Genomic DNA, 22353 nt, shown 5'->3' with positions numbered 1-22353 from the left:
GCGCCCCGCAGGTGTCGTTACTGGACGCCGAACTCCGCGCACTTGGGTGCCACGTCGCCGGTGCAGATCTCCGCCGCGTCCGCGTCGCCCGCGTCGACGACGTTGATGACCTCCTCGGGCCCGACCAGCTGCGGCGTGACGGCGATATACGGTGTGCCGTCCTCCAGCTCCTGATCCGCCTCGGGGGTCTCGCCGCTGAGAAGCGCGACAGCGACCTCCACGGCAGCATCCGCCTCTTCCTTGACCGGCTTGTAGACGGTGGCCGTCTGCCACCCCAGCAGGATGTTCTGCAGCCCCGCGACGTTGGCGTCCTGGCCGGAGACGGCCACGCCGGTGAGGTTGTTGTTCTGCAGCACCTTGATGACGCCGGCCGCGTTGGTGTCGTTCGCGACCCACACGCCGTCGACCTTGCCGCCGAGCGAGGTCAGCGCCTGCTCGAAGTTGGTCTGCGACTTGGCCTGATCCCAGATCCCGGGAGGTTCGGCGGCCGGGGTGATACCCGCGGCCTCCATCACCTCCACGGCGCCCTCCTTGAACATGGCGGCGTTGCCGTCGGTGGGGTCTCCGCCCATGTAGACGACCACGGACGTGGCCGGGTCCTTCCCGGCTGCGGCGAGTCCGTCCAGCACGGTCTGCCCCTCGAGCCGCCCGACCTCCACGTTGTCGAAGGACACGTAGTAGTCCGCGCCCGCGAACGGACGGTCATAGGCGACGACGGGGATGCCCTCGGCCTTGGCCTTGGTCGCGACAGCCTCCGCTGCGCCCTGATAGTCCACGAGAAGCATGACGCCGCAGCCCTTGGTCAGCTGCTGATCGGCGATCGTGGAGTACTTGTTCGTGTCGCCCTGGGCGTTTTGGATGTCGACTTCAAACCCGGCGCCCTCCAGCCCTTCCTGCAGGTACTTGCGGTCGAAGTTCTCCCAGCGCGGCGATGACGCGGCGTCGGGAAGGATCACGCAAGCCCGGTCTCCCGCGCCGCCGGCTTCACCGCCGCCACCACCGCTGTCGCCCGAGCCTCCGCCCCCGGCACAGCCTGCGAGCAACAGGGCCGCAGCGCCTGAGAGCGCTACCACAGCGGCCAACGAGCTTCGCTTCATTTCTCATCCTCCGTTGGTTGAGGGTCTCCCCAAAAAGCCACGATCAGCACCGACCCCGGCGAGGGACATGATGCTCGCCTTCGCGGGCGACCGCACTCAGACGGAGGTCACGTTTCGATCACGCTTGCGAAACGTTTTCGACGTTCAGGTGGTCGCGGCCACCGGACGCACCCGCACGATGTTCTCGGATTCGTCCGTTTCGGCCACCTCGGGATAGGCCTTGAGGAAGTCGGAGAAGCTGCGCACGCCGTACGCCTTCTCGCTGAACGCCGGGTCCAGGCGCTTGAGCAGGCTCTTGACCGCCGAGGCGTGCTGCCACTCGGTCTCGTCGCCCTCGCCGCTGAGCCGCAGCGCGCGCTCGAGGAGGTCCGCCCCGGGGTCGGTCGTGCGCTTGCGCGAGCGCGGCCGCGCCGGGGCCGGCTCCTTCTTGGCGGTGGCGGGGAGCTTGATCCCCGGCAGCGCGTCGTACGAGTCGAACTGGTCGCACGCGGCGGCCAGCGACTTGGCGGTGGACCCTGCGACGCCCACGCCGACGACGTAGCGTCCGAGGCGCTTGCACCGCTGTGCGAGCGGGACGTAGTCCGAGTCGCCGGCCACGATCACGACGTGGCTGAGGTCGGGGAGGCGGAACATGTCCTCCACCGCGTCGACGGCCAGGCGGATGTCGGCACCGTTCTTCGCGTACGCGGCGGCGGGGAACAGCTGGACGAGGTCGACGGCGCGTGCCACGAGCTGCGAGCGGTACTCCGCGTTGACGGGCGAGGACCAGTCGGCGTAGGCGCGGGTGAGGACGAGGGTGCCGAAGGACGCGGCGTAGTCGATGACCGCTCCGACGTCGATCGTCGCCTGGGCGAGACGCTCGGCGATCTCCGGCTCGGCCGGGTTCTCTGCGATGCGGGTGCGATCGCGCGCGTAGGCGTTGCGGCCGTGGACGCGGTCGTACCACGACATCACGATGTTGTCGAAGTCGAGGTACACCGCCACGCGGGCGTGCTGTGAGTCGGGCATGGTTCCCAGTCTGGGGCCTCAGTCCTCGCCCGGGTAGCGCAGACCGATCTGGGCGCGCACCTCGTCGAGGGTTGCCATGATGGCGACGGTCTCGTCGATGGGGAGGATGTCACCGGCGAGACGGCCTTCGCGGACGAGTTGCTCCGCGTACAGTGCCTGGAACTGCATGCCGCGACCGGCCACGTCCGAGTGGTACGCCTCGAGGACCGTGCCGTCGGCCGCTGTGACGCGGAAGTCCGTCGGGGTGTACCAGATGGCGTCGATCTCGATGCGCGCCTCGCTGCCGACGATCGCCGCGGTGTTCGGTCCGGCGCCGCGGGACGACGAGATCGTCGTCGACAGGGCACCGCCGTCGTGCGTGAAGATCGTGGCGACCTCGGTGTCCGCCCCGGTCTCGCCGAGGCGTGCCGAGGCGGAGACGCGGGTCGGGGCGCCGAGGATGTCCCAGACGAACGAGATGGGGTAGACGCCCAGGTCGAGCAGTGCACCCCCGCCGAGCTCGAGGGCGTTGATGCGGTGCGCCCGATCCCGGGGCAGCCGCTGGGTGTGATCCGCTGTGACGACGCGGATCTCGCCGAGCGTCCCCGCCGCCAGGATCTCGTGGATGCGGCGCATATGCGGCAGGTACCGCGTCCACATCGCCTCCATCGCGACGAGCCCACGCTCTGCCGCGCGCTCGCGCACGCGGGCCGCCTCCGACGAGTTCAGCGTGAACGCCTTCTCGACGAGGACGTGCTTGCCGGCCTCCAGCGCCAGCAGGGCGTCGTCGGCGTGCATCGGATGCGGCGTCGCGACGTAGACGATGTCGACCTCGGGGTCGGCCACCAGCTCTTCATACGAACCGTATGCGCGAGGGATGCCGTACGGGCGGGCGAAGGATTCCGCGCGCTCGGGGCTCCGCGACCCCACCGCGCTCACCGTGAGGCCGGCCGTCTGGAGGTCGGAGGTGAAAGCGTGGGCGATGCCGCCCGTCGCCAGGATTCCCCATCGCAGTTCGCTCATCCCTCGAGGGTAGACCGCGGCGGGAACGGCGGCGTCCGGTCCTAGGCTCGGAGCGTGGACCCCGTCGACCGCTTCCGCGAGCTGCTGCGCATCCCGACGATCTCGCGCGCCGACCCGTCTCACGTGGACGCCGGGGCGTTCGCGCAGTTCCGAGAGGCGCTCGAGCGGCTGTACCCGCTCCTGCACGCGACGCTCGAGCGCGAGATCGTCGGCGGGTCCCTGCTGTACCGCTGGCGGGGAGCGTCTCCCGACGAGCCGCTGGTGCTCCTGGCGCACCAGGACGTCGTCCCCGTCGTCGCCGAGCAGTGGCAGCATCCGCCGTTCGCCGCCCAGCTCGTCGGCGCGGGCACCGACGCGCAGATCCACGCGCGCGGGGCCATCGACGACAAGGGCGCGCTCGTGGCCATCGTGGAGGCGGTGGAGGCTCTGCTGTCCGACGGCATCACCCCGCCGAGGGACGTCTACCTCGCCTTCGGCCACGACGAGGAGACGCACGGCTCCGGTGCGCGCGGCCTCGTGGCGGTCCTGCGCGAGCGCGGGGTGCGCCCCGGCCTGGTGCTGGATGAAGGGGGTGCTGTCGTCGACGGGGTGCTTCCGGGGCTCGCGCAGCCCGCGGCCATGATCGGCGTCGCCGAGCGCGGGGCGGCGACATTCGTCCTCACCGCGCGTGAGACGGGAGGGCACGCCTCGACGCCCCCGCGTCTGCCGGCTCCCGCGCGACTTGCCCGCGCGATCGGGCGGCTCCAGCGCTCGCCCTTCCGGCCGCGCCTGACGCCGGCGGTGCGGGCGCTGTTCGCCTCGGCGGCCCGCCACGTGGGGGAGCCCCTGCGCACCGTGTTCGCGTCGGCTCGGGCTTTCGCTCCGGTGCTCACGCGGGCACTGGCGCTGCTCGGGCCGGAGACGAACGCGCTCGTGCGGACGACCGCGGTCGTCACAGAGCTCTCCGGCGCCGACGGATACAACGTGCTCGCCACCAGGGCGCGCGCGTGGGTCAACGTGCGCCTCCTCACGGGCGACACCCTCGACGGCGTGGCGGGGCATCTGCGCCGCGCGATCGCCGACCCCGGGATCGAGATCGACCGGGTGGAAGGCTGGGAGCCCTCCGCGGTGTCGCCGTGGCGCGGCCCGGCGTGGCGGCGGCTGGCCCGCACGGTGGGCTCCGCACTGGGGAGCGAGATCGTCGTGCTTCCCTACCTGCAGCTCGGAGCCAGCGACAGCCGGTTCTTCACCGAGATCACGGATGCGGTGTACCGCTTCACGCCCTTCCGCCTCACCCGCAGCGAACGAGACGCCCTCCACGCGCACGACGAGCGGATCGGTGTCGACGTGTGGCTGCGCGGCATCCGGTTCTACCGCGAGCTCATCGTCGCGGCGTGACGGGCTGAGGCGGATCGTCCGAGACGCCCAGGAGGAACGCGGCGATGCCCGCCGACGTGCCCTCCAGCACCGGTCCCGCCCCGAAGGACCACTCCGCATCGGACGCACGGACCGTCCGCCCGCTGATCACCGCGCGGCGATCGGCGGGGGCGTTCGTCGATGCGTAGAGGGCGACCCCGCCGGCCACGAGCGGGTCGAGCGGCGCGGGAGCCCCACGGTCGCGGGCGAGGATCAGAAGCGCGCGCACGCCGGCGGCCAGTGCGCGGAGACGGCGTCGGGGGCCGGTGCGGACGCGCTCGGCCAGGGCGTGCATCCGCACCGCCGGGTCGGACTCCGTCCCCGCCTCGCTCGTCAGAGCCGCGATGTCGACGAACCGGCGGGCGGCAGCGTCGGCGTCATCCGGTGGCAGCAGCCCCGCGGCGGCGTCGATGACGTCGGCGAGGGCGCGACGGCGGTCGGAGGACACGGCGGCGTCGTCGCCGGTCGCACGCTGGCTCAGCGGCAGGTAGCTGGCGAATCCGGACACGCGGCCAGTGTATGTCGGCCGTCTTCTGCTCTGTACCGTACTCAGTATCCGTCGAGGGTAGGCCGCGCCTCTCCCGCCTGATTCCGCGGCGGGCGCCGCAGCCTCCCGACGCTGAGACTGAGTACGGCCCGGTGGCAGCTGAGCTGGTACCCGGATGTGACAGGCGTGTGACAGAATCCGTCTGACGGTTCGGCGATGTGACAGTCACATGCGATCTCGCCCCCGTCGCGCCGGTGCGGCGGGGGGAACACATGAGCGAGGACGCGGCGGCCAGGCGCCCGAGCATCCGCGATGTCGCGCGCCTCGCGGATGTGTCGCACCAGACCGTCTCCCGCGTGCTGAACGACCACCCCAGCATCCGCCCCGAGACCCGGGCGAGGGTGCAGCAGGTCATGGCCGACCTTCAGTACCGTCCGAATCGTGCCGCCCGCACGCTCGTGACCGCGCGATCGCAGACCATCGGCATCCTCGCCGCCGCCAGCACGCAGTACGGCCCGGCCTCGAGCATCGCCGCGATCGAGGCGGCCGCGCGGGTGCGCGGCTACTGGGTGAGCACGGCCAACATCGAACCCCGCGACCCCGACTCGATCGCGCAGGGACTGTCGCATCTGACCGCGCAGGGGATCGAGGGGCTGATCGTGATCGCCCCGCAGGTCCGGGTCATCCGGGCGATCGCCGCTCAGCAGCTGGACATCCCGTACGTGACCCTGCAGTCCACCGACGTCGGCCAGGGTCACGTCATGTCGGTCGACCAGATCGCCGGGGCCCGGCTGGCCACCCGTCACCTCATCGAGCTCGGACACCGCCAGATCTACCATCTGGCCGGGCCGCAGGACTGGATCGAGGCCGAAGCGCGGATGCGCGGATTCCTCGAGGAGATGTCGGCGAGCGATATCGCCACGACGGCACCGATCCTGGGGGATTGGACGGCCGACTTCGGCTACTACGCCGGACGCGAGCTGCTGCGCGTGCGCGATTTCACCGCCATCTTCTCCTCGAACGATCAGATGGCGCTGGGCCTGCTCCACGCGATCCGCGAAGAGGGTCTCGACGTTCCCGGCGACATCTCGATCGTCGGGTTCGACGACATCCCCGAGGCCGCGCACTTCTCGCCGCCGCTGACCACCGTGCGCCAGGACTTCCCGGAGCTCGGCCGTCGCAGCGTCGACCTGCTGCTGGGGACTGCCGCGGGGCTGGACGTCGCACCCGCGCCGATCCGGCCGGAACTCGTCGTGCGCGCCTCGACGCGCGCCGTCAGCCGCCCCTGACGTCGCGCTGCTCTCGCGGGCCGTTACCAAGCCGAGACCCGGATGAATTGACACGCGCCCTCGACGCCTGGCTATAGTGTCCCGATGTGAACGGTCACATTACGGCCGATCGCTTCACGATCGATTCGACGAGGGAGTCGCCGCATGAGTCGCAGCGCCGGAACTGAGCGCGCGGATTCCTACGTGGCCGGCGTCAAGACCGAGGTCGCCGTCGCCCGCATCCGCGCCGAAGTGGCCTCGCTGCACGGCGAGCTGGTGCGGTACGGACTCGTCGTCTGGACCGGCGGCAACGTGTCGGCGCGCGTGCCCGGTGCCGATCTCTTCGTCATCAAGCCCTCGGGCGTCTCCTACGACGAACTGGCGCCCGAGAACATGATCCTCTGCGACCTCGACGGCGTCGTCGTCGCCGGCACGCCGGGCAGCGATCGTGCGCCGTCCTCGGACACCGCCGCGCACGCCTATGTGTACCGGGCGATGCCGGAGGTCGGCGGGGTCGTGCACACGCACTCGCCCTTCGCGACGGCATGGGCCGCCCGCGGCGAGGAGATCCCCTGCGTGCTCACCGCGATGGCGGACGAGTTCGGCGGTCCGGTTCCGGTCGGTCCGTTCGCCATCATCGGCGACGACTCGATCGGGCGCGCGATCGTCGAGACCCTCCGCGACTCGCGATCGCCCGCCGTGCTCCTGCGGAACCACGGCCCCTTCACCATCGGCGCAACCGCGCGCGACGCGGTGAAGGCCGCCGTGATGCTCGAGGACGTCGCCCGCACGGTGCACTACGCGCGCCAGGCGGGCGAGCCGATCCCCATCCCCGCCGAGGCGGTGGACCGGCTCTACGACCGCTACCAGAACGCCTACGGCCAGCGCACCCATAACTGAATACCCACACCTCGACGAAGACGTCCTACGAAAGGAAACACAGTGAAAGCCAAGAAGGTACTGCTCGCGGCTGTGGCCGCGGGTGCCCTGATGCTCTCGGCCTGCAGCGCAGGCGGAGGCAGCGGCGGCGAGGGCGGCGGCGACGGCGGTCTCATCGGCGTCGCGATGCCCACCAAGAGCTCCGAGCGGTGGATCCAGGACGGCAACGCCGTCAAGGAGACTCTCGAGGAGCAGGGCTTCTCGGTCGACCTCCAGTACGCGGAGGATGACATCCCCACCCAGGTCTCGCAGATCGAGAACATGATCACCAAGGGCGCGGAAGCCCTGATCATCGCCTCCATCGACGGCACCACGCTGTCGGAGGTGCTGCAGACCGCGGCAGACGCCGACATCCCGGTCATCGCCTACGACCGCCTCATCAAGGGGTCGGAGAACGTCGACTACTACGCCACGTTCGACAACTTCCTCGTCGGTCAGCAGCAGGCGTGGACCCTCCTCAACGGTCTGGGTCTCACCGATCTCGAAGGCAACCCGCTTCCGGATGCCCCGGCCGGCCCCTTCAACATCGAGCTGTTCGCCGGCTCGCTGGACGACAACAACGCGTTCTTCTTCTTCGACGGCGCGATGGACGTCCTCCAGCCGCTGATCGACGACGGCACGCTCGTGGTGAAGTCGGGTCAGACCGACATCGAGCAGGCGGCCACCCTCCGCTGGGACGGCGAGACCGCGCAGAGCCGCATGGAGGACCTCCTCACCGCGAACTACTCCGACGGCTCGAAGGTCAACGCGGTGCTGTCGCCCTACGACGGCATCTCGCGCGGCATCATCTCCGCCCTCACCGACGCCGGGTACACCGTCGGCGACGAGTGGCCGACCATCTCCGGTCAGGACGCCGAGGTCGACTCGGTCAAGGCGATCCTCTCCGGCGAGCAGTACGCGACGATCTTCAAGGACACGCGTGAGCTCGCGAAGGTCGCCGCCGACATGGCCGTCGCCGTTCTCAACGGCGAGGAGCCCGAGGTCAACGACGAGGAGACCTACGACAACGACGTGAAGATCGTCCCGTCGTACCTGCTGGCACCGGTCCCCGTCGTGACGGACAACGTCGAGGCCGTGCTGGTCGACTCCGGCTACTGGACGGCCGAAGAGCTCGGCCTGTAAGACCGAGACACCGCGGTGACGGTGGGCGGAGGCTTCAGCATCCGCCCGCCGTTCCCGCCGTTTCCATCCACCTCACGAGGAAGTCGGGAGAACGTGTCAGACAACATCCTGGAGATGCGCGGCATCACCAAGACGTTCCCGGGCGTCAAGGCGCTCTCGCAGGTCACCCTCGCCGTCCGGCGCGGGGAGATCCACGCGATCTGCGGCGAGAACGGCGCGGGCAAGTCCACGCTGATGAAGGTGCTGTCGGGGGTGTACCCGCACGGGACCTACGACGGCTCGATCGTCTACGACGGTGAGGAGGTGCAGTTCCGCAATCTCCGCGACAGCGAGGCCAAGGGCGTCGTCATCATCCATCAGGAGCTCGCCCTGAGCCCCTACCTGTCGATCGCCGAGAACATCTTCCTCAACAACGAGCGCACCTCGGGCGGCCTCATCGACTGGAACCACACGAACTTCGAGGCGCGAAAGCTCCTCGAGCGCGTCGGTCTGCGCGACAACCCGACGACGAAGATCAACCAGATCGGCGTCGGCAAGCAGCAGCTGGTGGAGATCGCCAAGGCCCTGTCCAAGGACGTCAAACTGCTCATCCTCGACGAGCCGACCGCCGCTTTGAACGACGAGGATTCCGCGCACCTGCTCGAGCTGATCCTGCAGCTGAAAGCCGAGGGCGTGACGTCGATCATCATCAGCCACAAGCTGAACGAGATCAAACGCGTCGCCGACAGCGTCACGGTCATCCGGGACGGCAAGACCATCGAGACGATCGCGAAGGACGAGGTCACCGAGGACCGCATCATCAAGGACATGGTGGGGCGCGACCTCGAGCACCGCTATCCCGACCATGAACCGCAGATCGGCGAAGAGCTGCTGCGCGTGGAGAACTGGACCGCGCACCATCCGCAGGACCCCAGCCGCGTCGTCGTCGACTCGGTCTCGCTGACGGTCCGCGCGGGCGAGATCGTCGGGATCGCCGGCCTCATGGGCGCCGGGCGCACCGAGTTCGCCATGAGCCTGTTCGGGCACAGCTACGGCACGCGCATCTCGGGCCGCGTCTTCATGCGCGGCACCGAGATCAAGACCCGCACCGTGGCCGAGGCGATCCAGAACGGTCTCGCGTACGCCACCGAGGACCGCAAGACCTACGGGCTGAACCTGATCGAAGACATCAAGCGCAACATCTCGATGGCGTCGCTGCGCAAGCTCGAGCGCGCCGGCCTCGTCAACGACAACGAGGAATACAAGGTCGCCAACGACTACCGGCGCGAGCTCAACATCAAGGCGCCGAACGTGCTGGTGAAGACCGGGAAGCTCTCCGGAGGGAACCAGCAGAAGGTCGTGCTGTCGAAGTGGATCTACTCCGACCCCGATGTGCTCATCCTCGACGAGCCCACCCGCGGCATCGACGTGGGCGCGAAGTACGAGATCTACACGATCATCAACCGCCTCGCGGCGCAGGGGAAGGGGATCATCGTGATCTCCTCCGAGCTCCCCGAGCTGCTGGGGATCTCCGACCGCGTGTACGCGCTGTCGGAGGGCCGCATCACCGGCGAGCTGCCGATCGACGACGCCACCCCCGAGTCCGTACTCAAGCTCATGACCATGGAGAACCCCCGCTGACCGGGGTTCGGGAGACACACCAATGACCAACAACACCGAGGCCGTCGGCGCGAACATCAACCCGCCGGACAACAGACTCACCCGCTGGTTCACGCACATCCTCAGCGACCTGGGCCGAAACGGCATCTTCATCGCGCTGATCGCCGTCGTCGCCCTGTTCGCGATCCTGACCAACGGCATCCTGCTGCGCCCGCAGAACATCTCCAACCTCGTCGTGCAGAACGGCTACATCCTCGTTCTGGCGATCGGCATGGTGATGGTCATCATCGCCGGCCACATCGACCTGTCGGTCGGGTCGGTCGCCGCGTTCGTCGGCGCGCTGTCGGGCGTCTTCGCGGTGAAGATGGGGATGCCATGGTGGCTGGCGATCGTGCTGTCGCTTCTCATCGGAGCGCTCGTCGGGGCGTGGCAGGGGTTCTGGATCGCGTTCGTCGGGATACCGGCGTTCATCGTGACCCTCGCCGGCATGCTGATCTTCCGCGGGCTCGCGCTCGTGGTGCTGGGAAACGCCAACATCGGTTCCTTCCCGACCGAGTATCGAGCGCTCGGCAACGGGTTCCTCAGCGGACTATTCGGCGAGACCGATCCTGACATCTTCACGCTCGCGATCGGCGCCGTCGCGATCGTCGCGCTCGTGGTGCAGCAGTTCCGCACGCGGGCGGGGCGTCGCAAGTACGGCCAGGAGGTCGAGCCCATCGTCTGGGTCGTCGCCAAGCTCGTGCTGGTGTCGGCGGCGATCGCGTTCTTCACCTACTCGCTCGCGTCGTACAAGGGCATCCCCGTCACGCTGATCGTGCTCGCGGTGCTCGTCATGGTCTACGGCATCGTGATGAACCGCACCGTCTTCGGGCGCCACATCTACGCGATCGGCGGCAACCGCCACGCGGCGGAGCTGTCGGGCATCAAGACCCGCCGGGTGGACTTCTGGCTGTTCGTGAACATGGGCTTCCTCGCCGCGCTGGCCGGCCTCATCTTCACCGCGCGGCTGAACCTCGCGGGACCGAAGGCCGGTGACGGGTTCGAGCTGGAGGCCATCTCCGCCGCGTTCATCGGCGGTGCCGCGGTGCAGGGCGGCGTCGGCACGATCGGCGGCGCCATCATCGGTGGTCTCATCATCGGCGTGCTCAACAACGGCATGTCGATCATGGGTATCGGCATCGAGTGGCAGCAGGCCGTGAAGGGCCTCGTGCTGCTCCTGGCCGTCGCCTTCGACGTCTACAACAAGCGACGCTCGGGCAACTGAGCTCGACGCGTGGATGCCCTCGCCCTCCGGGGCGGGGGCATCTTCCGTAGGCTCGGCGCATGGTCGAGATCCTTGTCCAAGCTTCCGAGCTGGCCGCGTCCCTGGAGGAGGGCGCAGCGGTGCGCCTCCTCGACGTGCGGTGGCGCCTGGACCGCCCCGACGGGCGTCCGGACTACGAGGCCGGGCATCTCCCCGGCGCCGTATACGTCGACCTGGGCGCGGAGCTGGCCGACCCGCACGCGCGCGGGCAGGGCCGGCATCCGCTGCCCGATGCGGGCGCGCTCCAGGAGGCTGCTCGCGGGTGGGGCGTGCGGCAGGGCGATCTGGTGGTGGTCTACGACGACTGGCAGTCGATGGCGGCCGCGCGGGCGTGGTGGGTGCTCGCCGATGCCGGGCTGAAGGTGCGCATCCTCGACGGCGGGCTGCGCGCGTGGACGGCGTTCGGGGGCACCCTCGAGACCGGGAACGTCGAGCCGTCCCGGGGCGATGTCGTGCTGGCGACCGGCCGCTTCCCTCGGCTCTCGATCGACGATGCCGCTGCCTTCCCGGCCTCCGGCACCCTGCTCGACGTGCGAGCGCCGGAACGCTACCGCGGCGACGTCGAGCCCATCGACCCGCGCGCCGGGCACATCCCCGGAGCGATCAACCTCCCCACCGCGGGCAATCTGGACCAGGACGGGCGGTTCCTCGATCCTGAGCGACTCCGGGAGCGGGCGCTCGCCGCGGGCGCGGGGCCGGAGGATCCGGTTGGGGTGTACTGCGGGTCGGGGATCACGGCCGCGCACGCCAGCGTCGCGCTCATGCTGGCCGGCTATGCGCCGCAGCTCTTCCCCGGCTCGTGGAGCCAGTGGTCGACGACCCCCGGGCGCCCCGTGGCGACGGGCTCTCAGCCCGGCTGAGCGCGCGCACAACGGCGGAGTTGTCGGCGGCGCGCCGCGGCATCCGTGGTGGGGCGGCGTGTCGTGGCGGATCTCCGCTGTTGTGCGGGGGAGTGGAGCCGTCAGGGGACGAGCAGGATCTTGCCGTCCGTCCCGGCCTGGATGAGGCGGTGCGCCTCGGCCGCTTCCGCCAGCGGGAGGACGGGCCCCTGCTCCACCGCGAACGCCCCCGCCTCGAGCAGTGCGAGGCTCACCGGCATGGCCTCGCTGCGCCAGCGGACCTGCTGCTCGGTGAGCGGATGCGGGCTGCCCCCTGACCACGCCTGAATATCGAGGTCATCGGCCTGCGCGCCGCGAACGAGCGTGCCGATACGGCCGCGGTCGGCGACGAGCGTGATCGAGGTCTCCAGGGCCTCGTCGGTGCCCACCGCGTCGAGGGCGACCGTCACACCCTCCGGGGCTGCGTCGCGCACGCGGTCGAGGAGGCCGTCGCCGTAGCGCACCGGGGTCGCGCCGAGAGCGGCAACGGCCGCAGCCCGCCGGTCGGAGGACGTGGCGACGACCCGCGCGCCCCACCGCACGGCGAACTGGATCGCCGCCCGGCCCACGGCCCCCGAGCCGCCGGAGATGAAGAGAACGTCTCCGGGGCCGGCGGCCAGCGAGCGAAGAGCCTGGTACGCAGTGCCGACCGGCACCCCGAGGGCCGCGCCCTGGGACGCGCTCACCGCCGTGGGGCGCAGGGCGGCGGATGCGGCCGCGACGGTGACCTCGTCGGCGTAGGCGCCCGAGATGCCGAACAGCGCCACCGGGGTGCCGGGCCGGAACCCCTCGACGCCGTCGCCGGCCTCCACGACGACACCCGCGGCATCGAATCCGAGGCGGCGGGGATCGGAGATCGCGCCGGAGGGGCGCAGTCCGCTCCGCAGCTTCGCATCGATGGGATTCACCCCGATCGCCTCGACCCGCACGCGGATCTCGCCGGCGGCCGGTGCCCGAGAGGGGATGTCGACGACGGTGAGGACTTCCGGTCCTCCGAACTCGGTGTACACGACGGCGCGGGGCATAGCGCTCAGCTTGCCACGCCCCCGCGGCGCACCGGCTAGGAGGCCAGCGCGCGCGTAATCCGCTGCAATGACGCCGGTTCGGCGGTGCCCAGACGTTGCGCGAACAGGCTCACGCGGAACTCCTCGAGGAGCCACCGCGCGTGGATCATGCCCGGCGGTGCGTCGGCGTCCGGCGGGATCTGCCCGCCGGCCTCGGCGTATGCGGCGGCGGCGCGCTCGTATTCGTTCTGTCGCTGGCGATCGCGGCCGGGATTGTCCGCGAGCGTGCGCACGCGATCGAGCGCCCCCTCCAGGTAGCGCGGCACGTGGGTCAGTCGTGGCAGGCCGGTCGCGGAGACGAACCCGGGGAAGACCAGGCCCGACAACTGCGCCCGCACGTCGCCGAGCGCCGCCAGGAGCGCCATCGCGTTCTGCGCCTTCAGGGCGCGTTCCACCTCACGCGAGCCGGTGAGCACGCGTGCGGCGAGGGAGACCGTCGCGAACGTCTCGTCGACGACCACCGCGGAGAACGCGTCCCGTGCGCGCTCGAACGCCGCACGCGTGCGGAGAGGTTGGGTCGTATCGCCGAGGATCGCGTCGGCGACGGCCACTCGGGCATCCTCGATGAGCGCCTTCGCGTTGGCGTAAGGGGAGGCGGCCAGGGCGAGCTTCTCCGCCGAGGTGAGGTGGTCGAGCACGTAGCCCGCGGGGGAGGGAACGGCCAGGAGGAGAAGCCGGCGCACCCCGGACCGGGTGAGACGGGCGGCATCCTCGGGGCGCGCCTCGACGCGGAGAGCGACCGACGACCCCTCGTCGACGATGGCGGGGTATCCGCGCACGACACCCCCCGCCACGCGCGTGTCCAGGACGTCGGGGAGGTCCTCGAAGGTCCAGGCGTCGAGCCCCGTGCGCGAGGAGAACCCGGGCGCGGACGTCATCGGGGCCGCCACCCGCGCCGCACCGCGGTCGATGGTCGCGGCGACGCTCGTGCGGGCGCGATCGGCGAGTCGCTGCTGCAGGGCCGCCAGGTCGCGGTCGGTGCCGGCGACGCGTCCGCGTGCATCGACGGCGCGGAAGGTGGGGCGGAGGTGATCGGGGACGCGCTCCACCTCGAAGTCGGCGGCGGTCACCGGCTGGTTCGCGACTCGCTGCACGAGCGCGGCGAGTGCGGCGGTCAGTGTCGAAGCGGGGGAACCGGCGGTGTGCTCCGGCCCGCGACCCGCGAGATCGGCCGCGAACCGCTCCGCCCAGTCGGCGGCCGGGACGACGTTGCGCCGGACGGCCTTGGGCAGGGCGCGCAGGAGCGCGGTGACGAGTTCGTCCCGCAGTCCCGGTACTTGCCAGTCGAAGCCATCCGGGCGCAGCGACGCCAGGAGGGCGAGGGGCACGACCACCGTGACGCCGTCGTCGGGGGCGCCCGGTTCGAAACGGTACGCCAGCGACAGCGTCTGATCGCCCTGGGTCCAGCGGGCGGGGAATCCGCGGTCGTCGCCGCGTGCGGCGTCGCCGGTGAGGTCGGCCTCGCTGAGGTCGAGAAGGTGCGGGGTGCGGGCGACGGCATCCGTCCACCATCGCTCGAACGAGCGGACGTCGAAGACATCGGCGGGGATGCGCGCGTCGTAGAACGCGAACACCGCCTCATCGCCCACGAGGATGTCGCGGCGGCGCTCGCGCTCCTCGATCTTCTCGAGCCGGCGTCGCTGTTCGGTGTTGCGGCGGAGGAACGCGGTGAGGCTCTTGTCGAGGGGCGTCGCGTCCCACTCGCCCTCGACGAGCGCGTGCCGCACGAACATCTCGCGGGCGAGCGGCCGGTCGAAGCGGGCCAGCTGCACCCTCCGCCGCGGGATGATCTCCACGCCGAAGAGGGTCACCTTCTCCCAGGCGGATGCTGCTCCGGACGACTTCGACCAGTGGGGTTCGCTCAGCGACCGCTTGGCGAGATGGCCGGCCAGCTCCTCCGCCCAGGCCGGATCGACCGCGGCGACGGTGCGGGCGAAGAGGCGAGACGTCTCCACGAGCTCCGCGGCCATCACCGCCGAGGGGCGGCGCTTTCGCAGGCCCGAGCCGGGGAAGATCGTGAACCGCGCTCCTCGCGCACCGACATACTCGCCCTTGGCCGGGCGGTTGTCCGCGCCCTGCCGCGCGGCGCGGCGGTCTTTCGGCGGGTTCGCCGTGCGCGCGTCGAGGATGCCGATCTGCGACAGCAGGCCCGCGAGGATGGCTCGATGCACGGCATCCGGATCGGCCGCGGCGTCCGGCTCCTTCCGTGGCGCACCCAGCAGCGACCGCAGCTGGCGGTGCACGTCGAACCACTCCCGCACGCGGACGTAATTGAGGAACTCGGCGCGGCAGAGCCGCCGGAAGGCGCTCGAGCCGAGCGCGGACTGCTGCTCCTGCAGGTGGTTCCACAGATTCAGCAGGGACAGGAAGTCGCTCGTCGGATCGGTGAAGCGCGCGTGGGAACGGTCCGCCTCCTCGCGGCGCTCCTCCGGGCGCTCGCGCACGTCCTGGATCGACATGCCCGCGACGATCGCGAGCACATCGCGAAGCACCCCCGAACGACGGGCCTCCAGCAGCATCCGTGCGAATCGCGGGTCGATGGGCAGCCGCGAGATCTCCCGGGCGATGTCGGTCAGGCGCGGTCCCTCGCTCCTGCCGTCACCCGTCGCCGGCCGGGATGCGGCGGCCGGGCGGATCGCGCCGAGCTCGAGCAGCAGGTCGAAAGCCGCCTTCACCCCGCGCGAATCGGGCGGGGTGAGGAACGGGAACGCCGCGATGTCGCCGAACCCCAGCGACAGCATCTGCAGGAGCACCGACGCCAGCGACGTGCGGAGGATCTCGGGTTCGGTGAACTCCGGGCGGCGGTCGAAATCCTCCTCGGAGTAGAGGCGGATGGCAACTCCCGGCGCAGTGCGACCGGCCCGCCCGGCACGCTGCTGCGCCGACGCCTGCGACACCGCTTCGATCGGCAGGCGCTGGATCTTCGAGCGGGCGCTGTAGCGGGAGATGCGGGCGGTTCCGGTGTCGACGACGTAGCGGATGCCCGGGACGGTGAGGCTCGTCTCGGCGACGTTGGTGGCGAGGATGACGCGGCGGCGGACGCCCGCCACCTGCGACGGTTCGAAGACGCGGTGCTGCTCGGCGGCGGAGAGCCGGCCGTAGAGCGGCAGCACCTCGGTGGGCGCGGCCTCCTTCGCGAAAGCGCCGCGCACGGCGTCGGCGGCGTCGCGGATCTCTGCCTCGCCGGGGAGGAAGACGAGCACGTCCCCGGGCGGTTCTCGGTCGAGCTCCCGGAGCGCCGCGACGATCCCGCCCACCTCGTCGGCATCCTCCTCGCCGCCGGCCCCCGAGCCTGCCGACGGGTCGGCCACGAGCGGCCGGTACCGGACCTCGACCGGGTAGGTGCGCCCCGACACCTCGACGATCGGCGCGGGTCGCGGCTCGGGACCTGACCGGTCGGCGAAGTGCTTCGCGAAGCTCTCGGGGTCGATGGTCGCGGAGGTGATCACGATCTTGAGGTCGGGCCGTTTCGGCAGGAGCCGGCGGAGGTACCCGAGCAGGAAGTCGATGTTGAGCGAGCGCTCGTGCGCCTCGTCGATGATGATGGCGTCGTAGCGGCGCAGCATCCGGTCGCGGTGGATCTCGTTGAGGAGGATCCCGTCGGTGACCAGCGCGATCCTGGTGTCCTCCGACACCTTGTCGGTGAAGCGCACGCGGTAGCCGACGGTGGAGCCCATCGGCACCTGCAGCTCCTCGGCGATGCGCTCGGCGATCGTGCGCGCGGCGATGCGGCGGGGCTGGGTGTGGGCGATGCGCGTGCGTCCGAGCTCCAGCAGGATCTTCGGCAGCTGCGTGGTCTTGCCCGAACCGGTGGCGCCGGCGACGATGACCACCTGGTTGTCCCGGATGGCGCGCGCGATCTCGTCCCGCGCGGCGCTGACGGGCAGCTCGGGCGGATAGGAGATCACGGGTTCGGACACAGCCTTCCATCGTAACCGCTCCCCGCGCTGTCACGAGGGCCGTCACGAGGGGAGGCCCCTCACGAGGGAGGCCCCTCACGAGGGGAGGGCCGTCACGAGGGGAGTGGATCTCATGAGGGGAGGCCCGGATGCGCGACATCCAGCCTCCCCTCGTGACATGCCCTCCGCTCGTCGCGCCGCGCAGCGGATCGTCAACCCCCGCGAGGGGCGGATGCGACGCTCCTAGGCTGGACGGCATGAGCATTCCCACCGTGTCCTTCCACGACGGCAACACCATCCCCCAGCTGGGCTACGGCGTCTTCCTGGTGCCGCCGGAGGATACCGAGCGGGCCGTGAGCGAGGCGCTCGAGGTGGGGTACCGCCACATCGACACCGCGGCGATCTACCGCAACGAGAAGGGCGTGGGCGCGGCGATCGCGGCGAGCGGCATCCCGCGCGACGAGCTGTTCGTCACGACGAAGCTGTGGAACAACCGCCAGAGCGGCGACCAGCCGCACGCCGCCATCGACGAGAGCCTGCAGAAGCTCGGGCTCGAGTACGTCGACCTGTACCTCATCCACTGGCCGGCGCCCGCGCGGGCGAACTACGTGAACGCGTGGGAGAAGCTCGTCGCCATCCGCGAGGCCGGTCAGGCGCGCTCGATCGGCGTCTCGAACTTCCTCGTGCCGCACCTGGAGGAGATCATCGCCGCGACCGGCGTCACGCCGGTCGCCAACCAGATCGAACTCCACCCCGCCTACCAGCGCCGCGACCTCACCGACTGGGCTGACGCGCACGATGTGCGGATCGAGTCGTGGGGCCCGCTCGGGCAGGGCAAGTACGACCTGTTCGGCATCCCCGCGATCGCTGATGCCGCGGGTGCCCACGGGGTGTCGCCGGCGCAGGTCGTGCTCCGCTGGCACCTCCAGCACGGATTCATCGTGTTCCCCAAGTCGGTGCGCCGTGAGCGTCTCGAGGAGAACATCGACGTGTTCGGGTTCGAGCTGACCGAGGCCGAGATCGCGGCCATCGACGGGCTCGACCGGCCCGACGGCCGCGTCGGATCCACCGCGGATGAGGTGAACTGACCTGAACCGCCTCGCGACCGCCGCCAGCCCCTACCTCCGCGCCCACGCGACCAACCCGGTCGCCTGGTACGCCTGGGGGCCGGAGGCGTTCGCCGAGGCGCAGCGCCGGGACGTGCCGGTGCTCGTGTCGATCGGATACTCGACCTGTCACTGGTGCCACGTCATGGCGCGCGAGTCCTTCGCCGACGAGGCCACCGCCGCGATCATCAACGACGGGTTCGTCGCGATCAAGGTCGACCGCGAAGAGCACCCCGATGTCGACGCCGCCTACCTCGACGCCGCATCCGCCTTCACGCCGAACCTCGGCTGGCCGCTGACGGTGTTCACGACACCGGCCGGTGGCGTGTTCTACGCCGGCACGTACTGGCCGGAGGAGCCGCGCCCGCCGATGCCGGCCTTCCGCGAGGTGCTCGCCGCCGTCCGGGAGGCGTGGACGTCGCGCCGCGGCGAGGTCGAGAAGACCGGCGCCGCGCTGCGCGACGCCCTCGCGCGAGCTGCCGTCGAGTCGGCACCGGGCCAGCCGTCACCGGCTGATCTGGCAGAAGCGGCGCGAGCAGTGGTCCGCCATGAGGACCGCCGATACGGCGGCTTCGCGTCGGGCACGGGCATCGAGAGCCCCAAGTTCCCGAACGTCCCGGTCCTGCGCTTCCTCGTCTCGCCGCCGCTGGCCGAGCCGGTGCCCGAGGCGGCCGAGGTCGCCCGCCGCGCGCTGACGGCGATGGCGGCATCCGAGCTCCACGACTCTGTCGACGGCGGCTTCTTCCGCTATGCCACGCGCCGCGACTGGACGGTGCCGCACTACGAGCGGATGCTGACCGACAACGCCGGGCTCATCGAGGCGGCCCTGGACGCCGGCGAGCCCGACATCGCCCGGGACGCCGCGCGGTTCCTCGTCGACGTCCTGCAGCAGCCGTCCGGGGGCATCGCGGCGGCGCAGGACTCCGAGTCGATCATCGACGGCGAGCGCAACGAGGGCGGCTACTACGGGCGCGACGCGCACGCCCGGGCGGCGCTGCCGCCCCCGGCGCTGGACGGCAAGATCGTCACCGGATGGAACGGCTCGGCGCTGGGCGCACTGGCTCGTGCCGGCGCGGCCCTCGGCGAGCCGCGCTTCGTCGAGGCCGCCCGATGGGCCGCCGACGCCGTGCTGGAGACGAACGTCGGCCCCGACGGCCTGCTGCGGCGGGCATCGCTCGACGAGATCGTGTCGGCCGCTCCGGCGACCCTCGAGGACTATGGCGGGCTCGCGCGGGGCCTGCTGCTGCTCGCCCAGGCGACGGGTGAGCCGGCATATGCGGTGCGCGCGCGTGAACTCGTCGACGCATGCCTCCCCGTCGACGACGTCGTGGCCGTCCCGGGCGGCGGCGACCCGGTGCTCCGGGCACACGGCATGCGCCCCGCCGGAGTCCCCAGCGACGGCGCCGCGCCGTCGGGCCCGTCGGTGTTCGCGGCCGCGGCGCTCCTGCTGTGGCAGCTCGGGGCGGGGGAGCGCTACCGCGACGTCGCCGTCTCGCTCGTCCGCGCCGCGGCGCCCGCGGCGCTGGCCGCCCCGATCGCCCACGGCGCGATCCTCGAGGTCGCGGCCGGGCTCGCCTCGGCTCCGCACCAGCTCGTCGTGGTGGGCGACCCCGCCGATGCGATCGCGGACCGCGCTCGCGGCATCCGCGCGGATGTGGTCGCTGTCGTCAGCCCGCAGCAGGCCGAGGCGTTCGTGAGCGCGGGCTTCTCCCTCTTCGAGGGCAAGACGCCGCAGCAGGGGCGTACGACGGCGTACGACTGCCGGGCGTTCGCCTGCCGGCTTCCCGTCACCGATCCGGCCGCCCTCGAGGCTCAGTCGAGCAGGTGACGGAAGAATCGCCCCGGCGCGTCGAGGAAGCTCCGGTGCGCGCGCACCAGTTCGAGCTCCTCCCACGCCGAGGTGCGGATGCCCCACTCGCCGAATTCGAGGATGGTCGCTCCGGGCAGGGCGGCGAGGACCGGGGAGTGTGTGGCGCAGATCACCTGGGTGCCCCGCGCCCGCATCCGATCCAGCGACGCCAGCCACCGCAGCGTCGACGAGAACGACAGTGCCGCCTCCGGCTCGTCCAGGCACGCCAGACCGGTGCGGTACCGCGGATGGTCGAGCTTGTCGTCGAGAAGAGCGTTGAAGGACTCGCCGTGGCTGAGGGTGTGCAGGCTCGGCGGCGACCCGGGCAGGTCGTCGAGGTAGGAGTAGTAGCCGTGCATCGTCTCGGCACGGAGGAAGAAACCCCACCGCGGCGCGCGCGGACTCCGCTCGATCCGCAGCCAGGATGCCAGCGGTGAGACGCTTCGCGCCGTCTCGGTTCCGCCGTTGATCGTGCCGCCCTCGGCGGGGAGCCCGAACGCCTCGGCGATGCCCTCGAGGAGGGTCGACTTCCCCGAGCCGTTCTCGCCGACGAGGAAGGTGACGCCGGGCGCGAACTCCCACCCGCCCCGCCGCGCCTGAGCGAGGAACTGCGCGACGGCGGGCACGGTCGTGGGCCACGTCTGCTCGTCGATCGGAGCGTCGGCGTAGACGCCCACGCGCTGGATCGGCCGCTCGTCGTTCAGCCACTCGTCGGTGCGCGCCACGGAGTCAGACCCAGGTCGGCAGCCAGTTGTGCAGGCGCCAGAACTCGTACGGCACCGGCAGGCCGGTCCACACCGGGTACCAGAAGGCCGAGACGAGGACGACGACGATGAGGAACACCGCGACCACGCGTTGTCCACTGGCGCGGCGGATCGGATCGGGGGAGGCGGGCGCGGCGATGTCCCGCAGCGCGAAGGCGACCGCGAGCACGAGGAACGGCAGGAGCACCACCGTGTAGAACTGGAAGATCGTCCGTTCGGGGTACAACAGCCACGGCACGTAGGTCGCCACGACGCCCGTCAGGACGAGGGCGACGGATGCCCGCCCCTCCGCGCGGCGGACCAGGCGCACGATCAGATAAATCACCGCCGCGACCCCGGCCCACCACAGGATCGGGTTGGGAAGGCTCGAGATCGCTTCGGTGCATCCGCCGGGCAGGGTGCAGCCGTTGTCGCCGACGGCATCCTGATGCCACCACATGGAGGTGGGACGCAGCAGGAGCGGCCACTGCCACGCCGGGCTCTGATAGGCGTGCGGCGTCGTGAGACCCACGTGGAAGTTGTAGATCGACTGGTGGTAGGCCCACAGGTTCTGAAGCGGCAGCGGCACCCACGCCCACACACCCGACGCGGGCGACGCATCCACGACGTGCCGCGAGTACCCGCCGTCGGTGAGCAGCCACCCGCTCCAGGAGACGAGGTACACCGCGGCGGCGACGGGGACGAGGAGCAGGAACGACACCGGACCCTGCCGGAGCACGGCATCCGCGGGCCACTGCCGGATGCCGGCGCGACGGCGTTGGAGCGCGTCGGAGACGACGACGAAGATGCCCAGCGCCGCCAGCACGTACAGGCCCGACCACTTGACGGCCGTCGCCGCGCCCGCGGCGGCACCGGCCGCGATCAGCCAGGGCCGCGCCCACAGCACCGGTCCCCACGACCTGCGATCGCGGTGCACGACGAGCGCGGCGAGCCGGTCGGCCGATCGCCGTCGATCCAGGGCGACGAACCAGAACGCCAGCACCACGAAGAACGTCAGGATCCCGTCGAGCAGGGTGATGCGGCTCATCACGATCGCGAGGCCGTCGATGGCCAGGAGGAACGCGGCGAGTGTCGCGAACGCCCGCGAGCCGGTGAGCGTCCGGGCGAACAGGTACAGCACGAGCACCGTGGCGGTGCCGAACACCGCCACGGCCACGCGCCATCCCGTCAGGGAGTCGGCACCGAACAGCGCCATTCCCGCACCGATGAAGAAACGCGCAAGCGGCGGATGCACGACATAGCTGCCGACCGAGCGGAAGATGTCGCTCTCGCCTGCGAGGAACCGAGGGTCGGCCTCGTCGGGCCACATGGCCGGGTATCCGAGGGCCCACTGGCTCCACGAGTCCTTCACGTAGTAGGTCTCGTCGAACACGATCGCGTGCGGGTGCCCGAGGCCCGCGAAGCGCAGGATCCCCGCGAGGAGCGTCACCAGCGTCGGAGCGAGCCAGCTGTACAGCCGTACGTGGCGGGCGTCGGCGCCCACCCGGGCCCGCCAGCGGTCCCACCGCGTGACGGCCGCCAGCGTCCGCGGGCTCTCGGCGGTCGACGTCACGGCCCCCAGCCTATGCTGGGG

Annotated in this window: 17 protein-coding genes; 9 read left to right on the top strand and 8 right to left on the bottom strand. The window is 71.0% G+C overall.

The annotated features are described in order from the left end of the window. Window positions 1–17: 17 nt before the first annotated feature. The 3 genes from ACTU3I_RS16220 to ACTU3I_RS16210 form a co-directional block, all read right to left on the bottom strand. Window positions 18–956 carry a substrate-binding domain-containing protein gene (locus ACTU3I_RS16220; protein WP_442926743.1) on the bottom strand — a complete coding sequence of 313 codons (939 nt, stop codon included), beginning with the start codon at window positions 954–956 and terminating at the stop codon, window positions 18–20. A gap of 285 nt (window positions 957–1241) precedes the next feature. Then, window positions 1242–2105, bottom strand: a complete 864-nt coding sequence (locus ACTU3I_RS16215) for an NYN domain-containing protein (RefSeq protein WP_442926742.1) — start codon at window positions 2103–2105, stop codon at window positions 1242–1244. 18 nt (window positions 2106–2123) lie between these two features. Beyond that, window positions 2124–3107 (bottom strand): Gfo/Idh/MocA family protein, encoded by a 984-nt coding sequence (locus ACTU3I_RS16210; RefSeq protein ID WP_442926741.1) that lies wholly within the window; start codon window positions 3105–3107, stop codon window positions 2124–2126. Between the two features lie 54 nt (window positions 3108–3161). On the opposite strand from ACTU3I_RS16210, the gene ACTU3I_RS16205 reads away from it, so the two are divergent. Continuing rightward, window positions 3162–4484 (top strand): M20/M25/M40 family metallo-hydrolase, encoded by a 1323-nt coding sequence (locus ACTU3I_RS16205; protein ID WP_442926740.1) that lies wholly within the window; start codon window positions 3162–3164, stop codon window positions 4482–4484. Here the strand turns inward: ACTU3I_RS16205 and ACTU3I_RS16200 are convergent. After that, window positions 4468–5010 (bottom strand): hypothetical protein, encoded by a 543-nt coding sequence (locus ACTU3I_RS16200; protein WP_442926739.1) that lies wholly within the window; start codon window positions 5008–5010, stop codon window positions 4468–4470. The genes ACTU3I_RS16205 and ACTU3I_RS16200 overlap by 17 nt on opposite strands. 251 nt (window positions 5011–5261) lie before the next feature. On the opposite strand from ACTU3I_RS16200, the gene ACTU3I_RS16195 reads away from it, so the two are divergent. The 6 genes from ACTU3I_RS16195 to ACTU3I_RS16170 all read left to right on the top strand — a co-directional run bounded on the left by ACTU3I_RS16195 (window position 5262) and on the right by ACTU3I_RS16170 (window position 12080). Beyond that, complete coding sequence (locus ACTU3I_RS16195; protein ID WP_442926738.1) at window positions 5262–6278, top strand: LacI family DNA-binding transcriptional regulator; 1017 nt, start codon at window positions 5262–5264, stop codon at window positions 6276–6278. Window positions 6279–6422: 144 nt separating this feature from the next. Further along, on the top strand, window positions 6423–7157 hold the full coding sequence (locus tag ACTU3I_RS16190; protein WP_442926737.1) for an L-ribulose-5-phosphate 4-epimerase: 735 nt from the start codon (window positions 6423–6425) through the stop codon (window positions 7155–7157). A gap of 90 nt (window positions 7158–7247) precedes the next feature. Further along, window positions 7248–8318, top strand: coding sequence for a multiple monosaccharide ABC transporter substrate-binding protein (gene chvE, locus ACTU3I_RS16185; RefSeq protein ID WP_442926841.1), 1071 nt, complete (start codon window positions 7248–7250; stop codon window positions 8316–8318). 93 nt (window positions 8319–8411) lie between these two features. Next, the gene (mmsA, locus tag ACTU3I_RS16180) at window positions 8412–9938 is read left to right on the top strand and encodes a multiple monosaccharide ABC transporter ATP-binding protein (RefSeq protein WP_442926736.1); all 1527 of its coding nucleotides are present in this window, start codon (window positions 8412–8414) and stop codon (window positions 9936–9938) included. A gap of 22 nt (window positions 9939–9960) precedes the next feature. Next, window positions 9961–11181: a multiple monosaccharide ABC transporter permease gene (gene mmsB / locus ACTU3I_RS16175; RefSeq protein WP_442926735.1), complete on the top strand. Its 1221-nt coding sequence runs from the start codon at window positions 9961–9963 to the stop codon at window positions 11179–11181. Between the two features lie 59 nt (window positions 11182–11240). After that, on the top strand, window positions 11241–12080 hold the full coding sequence (locus ACTU3I_RS16170; RefSeq protein ID WP_442926734.1) for a sulfurtransferase: 840 nt from the start codon (window positions 11241–11243) through the stop codon (window positions 12078–12080). Between the two features lie 101 nt (window positions 12081–12181). Here ACTU3I_RS16170 and ACTU3I_RS16165 read toward each other — a convergent pair whose 3' ends face one another. Together ACTU3I_RS16165 and hrpA are read right to left on the bottom strand one after the other, a co-directional pair. Continuing rightward, on the bottom strand, window positions 12182–13123 hold the full coding sequence (locus ACTU3I_RS16165; protein WP_442926733.1) for a quinone oxidoreductase family protein: 942 nt from the start codon (window positions 13121–13123) through the stop codon (window positions 12182–12184). Window positions 13124–13158: 35 nt separating this feature from the next. Further along, a complete protein-coding gene (gene hrpA, locus ACTU3I_RS16160) occupies window positions 13159–17082 on the bottom strand; it encodes an ATP-dependent RNA helicase HrpA (protein ID WP_442926732.1) in 3924 nt (1307 codons plus the stop codon). A gap of 236 nt (window positions 17083–17318) precedes the next feature. On the opposite strand from hrpA, the gene ACTU3I_RS16155 reads away from it, so the two are divergent. Both ACTU3I_RS16155 and ACTU3I_RS16150 read left to right on the top strand, forming a co-directional pair. Then, window positions 17319–18149, top strand: a complete 831-nt coding sequence (locus ACTU3I_RS16155) for an aldo/keto reductase (protein WP_442926731.1) — start codon at window positions 17319–17321, stop codon at window positions 18147–18149. Between the two features lies 1 nt (window position 18150). After that, the gene (locus tag ACTU3I_RS16150) at window positions 18151–19995 is read left to right on the top strand and encodes a thioredoxin domain-containing protein (RefSeq protein WP_442926840.1); all 1845 of its coding nucleotides are present in this window, start codon (window positions 18151–18153) and stop codon (window positions 19993–19995) included. Here ACTU3I_RS16150 and ACTU3I_RS16145 read toward each other — a convergent pair. After that, window positions 19980–20741, bottom strand: a complete 762-nt coding sequence (locus ACTU3I_RS16145) for an AAA family ATPase (RefSeq protein WP_442926730.1) — start codon at window positions 20739–20741, stop codon at window positions 19980–19982. The two genes, ACTU3I_RS16150 and ACTU3I_RS16145, sit on opposite strands and share 16 nt — an antisense overlap. 4 nt (window positions 20742–20745) lie before the next feature. After that, window positions 20746–22332 (bottom strand): dolichyl-phosphate-mannose--protein mannosyltransferase, encoded by a 1587-nt coding sequence (locus ACTU3I_RS16140; protein ID WP_442926729.1) that lies wholly within the window; start codon window positions 22330–22332, stop codon window positions 20746–20748. Window positions 22333–22353: the final 21 nt, after the last annotated feature.

This window comes from Microbacterium sp. RD1, assembly GCF_052220165.1.
In the GTDB taxonomy this organism is placed as follows: Bacteria; Actinomycetota; Actinomycetes; order Actinomycetales; family Microbacteriaceae; genus Microbacterium.
This window is presented reverse-complemented; position numbering and strand designations above follow the sequence as displayed.

Excerpts from the sequence above, each read along its gene's own strand:
- ACTU3I_RS16195 (WP_442926738.1), top strand. The coding sequence starts at position 5,262 with ATGAGCGAGGACGCGGCGGCCAGGCGCCCGAGCATCCGCGATGTCGCG.
- ACTU3I_RS16215 (WP_442926742.1), bottom strand. The coding sequence starts at position 2,105 with ATGCCCGACTCACAGCACGCCCGCGTGGCGGTGTACCTCGACTTCGAC.
- chvE (WP_442926841.1), top strand. The coding sequence starts at position 7,248 with ATGCTCTCGGCCTGCAGCGCAGGCGGAGGCAGCGGCGGCGAGGGCGGC.
- ACTU3I_RS16165 (WP_442926733.1), bottom strand. The coding sequence starts at position 13,123 with ATGCCCCGCGCCGTCGTGTACACCGAGTTCGGAGGACCGGAAGTCCTC.
- ACTU3I_RS16210 (WP_442926741.1), bottom strand. The coding sequence starts at position 3,107 with ATGAGCGAACTGCGATGGGGAATCCTGGCGACGGGCGGCATCGCCCAC.
- mmsB (WP_442926735.1), top strand. The coding sequence starts at position 9,961 with ATGACCAACAACACCGAGGCCGTCGGCGCGAACATCAACCCGCCGGAC.
- ACTU3I_RS16155 (WP_442926731.1), top strand. The coding sequence starts at position 17,319 with ATGAGCATTCCCACCGTGTCCTTCCACGACGGCAACACCATCCCCCAG.
- ACTU3I_RS16170 (WP_442926734.1), top strand. The coding sequence starts at position 11,241 with ATGGTCGAGATCCTTGTCCAAGCTTCCGAGCTGGCCGCGTCCCTGGAG.
- ACTU3I_RS16190 (WP_442926737.1), top strand. The coding sequence starts at position 6,423 with ATGAGTCGCAGCGCCGGAACTGAGCGCGCGGATTCCTACGTGGCCGGC.